Here is a 3,766-nt window from a genome sequence, read left to right as displayed (position 1 = left end):
TTTGACAGCATGGGTGATGACGTCAGACTGATCGATTCTGACATTGCCGAAGCCGATGATGAAGTGCCGCCACTTTCCAGCTCTGAGCTTGATAGCGTTGACGTTGCAGGACTGGATGATTGTGAAACTGTCGAAGACGGCGAAAAAGTCATTGGGCTGGTCGGCTGAGAACTTGACGCCGATGACGAAGACGATGGCATTGCAGTATTGGTCGATGGTGAGGTTGATGTAGCAGTGCCAGGCGGTTCTTTACTGGTTCCCGGATTGTGGTCTTGCGACGTCTGGCCCCCACAACCCGGCAGGCTGGCCAGCGCCAGACAGGCCATAGCCACCTGGTTAATGGTATTGAAGTAGCTATCGGCGGGTATTGCTTTCTGGGCCAGACGCAGGGCCAGCTCTTTAGGTTGAATTTCCAGCTGTATCCATGGGCCACCCGACTGATCACTGCGTTGCCCGGGATCAAAGTCCGGATGAAAGGATTTAGCCACTGTCTTACTGACATTCCAGATACCCGACCACCACGAACCCTCCGGGATATGGCCACTATCAGTGGCAGCCGAATCAGACGGTGGTGTCATGGTTACGCAGGAAGTAAGTACAGAGTGCATTTCAAAGTTTCCGAGGTTACAGGATTCGGAATACAAATGTAGATGCAAATAAGAATGATTGTTTTTTATTTTTAACAGTACCGGGATTACTGAGCGTTCCTGGCAGAAATGCTCCGGGCTGACAGCGCTTGCTGCCAGCCAGACAGGAGGGAATATCAGAACTGTTTGAGAATCTGCTCAACGCTGTCGGTGGCATCACCAAACAGCATACGGCTGTTGTCACGGAAGAACAGTGGGTTCTGGACACCCGCATAGCCGGTCGCCATCGAGCGTTTGAAGACGATCACTTCTCCGGCTTCCCAGACCCGCAATACCGGCATGCCGGCAATAGGGCTGTTGGGATCTTCAGCCGCCGCCGGGTTCACCGTGTCGTTGGCACCGATCACCAGAACCGTATCGGTATCGGCAAAGTCATCGTTGATTTCATCCATCTCTTCCACGATGTCATAAGGCACCTTTGCCTCAGCCAGCAGTACATTCATATGGCCCGGCAGACGACCGGCCACCGGGTGGATACCGAAACGAACTTTGATCCCACGGTCCCGCAGCTTCTTGACCAGGTCACGAACCGGGTGCTGAGCCTGGGCAACCGCCATACCATAGCCAGGCGTGATAATAACACTGGCGGAGTTCTTCAGCTGTTCCGCAACGTCTTCTGCGCTGACTTCGGTATAGTCACCCTGATCACCACCTTCGACGATCGTCCCCTCTGCGGTGCCAAAGCCACCCAGAATCACCGAAATAAACGACCGATTCATGGCTGCGCACATCAGGTAAGAGAGGATGGCACCGGAAGAACCCACCATGGCACCGGTAATGATCAGCAGGTTGTTGCCCAGCATAAAGCCAGTCATGGCCGCCGCCAGACCTGAGTAAGCGTTCAGCATGGAGACCACCACCGGCATATCGGCACCGCCAATACCCAGCACCAGGGTGATACCAAAGGCAAAGGCCAGCAGAGTGACCAGCACCAGGGCCAGAATACTGTGCTGCTGTACATAGACAACACCCATCAACACTGCCAGGCCAAGGATAGCCAGGTTGGTCCAGTGCTTACCGGGCAGTGATACCGGACGGCTGGAAATCTTGCCATGAAGCTTCAACGCCGCCACCACCGAGCCACTGAACGTCACCGCACCAATAATAATCCCGATAAAGATTTCCGAGCTGTGAATCAACTGCTCAGCGGACATGACCAGGTCTTTCAACTGACCAGCCAGTGAGTCATTGGCTTCCAGCGCACTGGCAAAACCAATCAGTACGGCGGCCAGACCACCAAAGCCGTTCAGAATGGCCACCAGCTGTGGCATTTCCGTCATCTGGACTTTAATCGCCAGATAAAGACCAACACCCGCACCCACTATCATGCAGAGCGTTACCAGAGTAATACCGGCAATATGGGCATGTGCCAGGGTGGCCAGAACGGCAACCACCATCCCGGTGATGCCGTAGATATTGCCGTTTTTTGCCGTATCCTGTCGGCTAAGCCCGGCAAGACTCATAACAAACATTAATGCAGCGACCAGATAAGCCGCTACCAGTAATCCTTCAGACATTGCGAGCGACTCCTGTTAATCCAGACGGAACATCTTGAGCATCCGCTGGGTAACAGCGAATCCACCAACAATATTGATGACAGCGACCGTGATGGCAATACCCGACAGGGCAAGTACGATATTGTTGTCACTGCCCATCTGGACCAGACCGCCAACCACCACAATGCCGCTGATAGCGTTGGTAACACTCATCAATGGCGTATGCAGCGCAGACGTCACATTCCAGATAACGTAATAGCCGACGATGGAAGCGAGGACAAAAACGGTGAAATGTTCCAGGAAACTGCCGGGGGCAGAGTTAGCCACACAACCAAAGAGGACAGCACCGACAGCCATCAGTACCGGCTTCAGCCAGGGCCTGGCCTTTGCTTCCTGCTCGGGCTCTTTAGCCACCACCGGTTCCGGCCCGGCAGCCGGGGCTGCACTGACTTTCACCGGGGGTGGTGGCCAGGTGATGCTGCCGTCACGGATCACGGTCAGGCCACGGATCACTTCATCATCAAAGTTGATATCAATCTGCCCATCCTTGTTTGGACAGAGCAGCTTCAGCAGATTCACCAGGTTAGTGCCGTATAGTTGCGATGACTGGGTAGGCAGACGGCTTGGCAGATCGGTATAACCGATCACTTTTACGCCATGGGCGACAGTGATCTGGTCCTTGACGGTACATGCACAGTTACCACCGGTCTGAGCAGCCAGATCGACAATAACACTGCCGGGCTTCATGGCCTTGACCATTTCTTCGGTGATCAGCTTTGGTGCCGGTTTACCGGGAATAAGCGCCGTGGTGATGATGATATCAACGTCTCTGGCCTGCTCCATAAAGAGCGCCATCTCAGCATCAATAAACGCCTGGCTCATCTCTTTCGCATAACCATCGGAAGAGTCCTGTTCTTCTTCATAGTCAAGCTCGAGGAACTCCGCCCCCATACTCTCAACCTGCTCTTTGACTTCAGGCCGGGTATCGAAGGCACGCACAATGGCACCCATACTGCCCGCTGCACCCAGGGCAGCCAGGCCAGCAACACCGGCACCAATGACCAGCACCTTGGCTGGCGGAATTTTACCAGCCGCCGTGATCTGGCCATTAAAGAAGCGGCCAAACTCGTGGGATGCCTCAACCACCGCACGATAGCCACCAATATTGGCCATTGAACTCAGGGCATCCAGGGACTGTGAGCGAGACAGGCGCGGTACGCTGTCCATTGCCAGAATGTTCACATTACGCTGGCTAAGCTTATTCATCAGTGCTTCATTCTGGGCTGGCCAGATGAAGCTGGCCAGGGTAGCACCATCTTTTAGCAGTGCAATTTCATCATCAATGGGCGCGTTCACCTTGAGAATAATGTCTGAATTCCAGACTTCATCACGATCAACGACCCGGGCACCAGCCTGAGTAAATGCTTCATCCCCAAAGCTCGCTTTTACCCCTGCACCTCGTTCAATGACGACGTCAAAACCGAGCTTCTGCAACTTGCCCACTGTCTCGGGCGTTGCAGCAACACGATTCTCGTTTTCCTGGACCTCTCCAGGGATCCCTATGCGCATAACGGTCACCGGAAGCTAAATTAATAGACTTTTCATTCAGTGCATCAGCACCCA

3 protein-coding genes are annotated in these 3,766 nt (G+C 54.0%); all 3 read right to left on the bottom strand.

Annotated elements, in window-relative coordinates; genetic code table 11:
- The coding region (locus ACO6V1_RS22855; protein WP_422468781.1) for a hypothetical protein at positions 1 to 608 on the bottom strand (608 nt) is incomplete at its 3' end.
- Positions 609 to 763: 155 nt separating this feature from the next.
- Positions 764 to 2,164, bottom strand: a complete 1,401-nt coding sequence (gene pntB, locus ACO6V1_RS22850; protein WP_422449649.1) for a Re/Si-specific NAD(P)(+) transhydrogenase subunit beta — start codon at positions 2,162 to 2,164, stop codon at positions 764 to 766.
- A gap of 15 nt (positions 2,165 to 2,179) precedes the next feature.
- On the bottom strand, positions 2,180 to 3,712 hold the full coding sequence (locus ACO6V1_RS22845) for a Re/Si-specific NAD(P)(+) transhydrogenase subunit alpha (RefSeq protein WP_422449648.1): 1,533 nt from the start codon (positions 3,710 to 3,712) through the stop codon (positions 2,180 to 2,182).
- Positions 3,713 to 3,766 lie beyond the last annotated feature (54 nt).

This window comes from Endozoicomonas sp. ALC013, from assembly GCF_049310205.1.
Taxonomy (GTDB): Bacteria; Pseudomonadota; Gammaproteobacteria; order Pseudomonadales; family Endozoicomonadaceae; genus Endozoicomonas.
This window is presented reverse-complemented; position numbering and strand designations above follow the sequence as displayed.

What these genes read in the sequence shown, in the direction of transcription:
- pntB (WP_422449649.1), bottom strand. Translation starts at nt 2,164, where the DNA reads ATGTCTGAAGGATTACTGGTAGCGGCTTATCTGGTCGCTGCATTAATG.
- ACO6V1_RS22845 (WP_422449648.1), bottom strand. Translation starts at nt 3,712, where the DNA reads ATGCGCATAGGGATCCCTGGAGAGGTCCAGGAAAACGAGAATCGTGTT.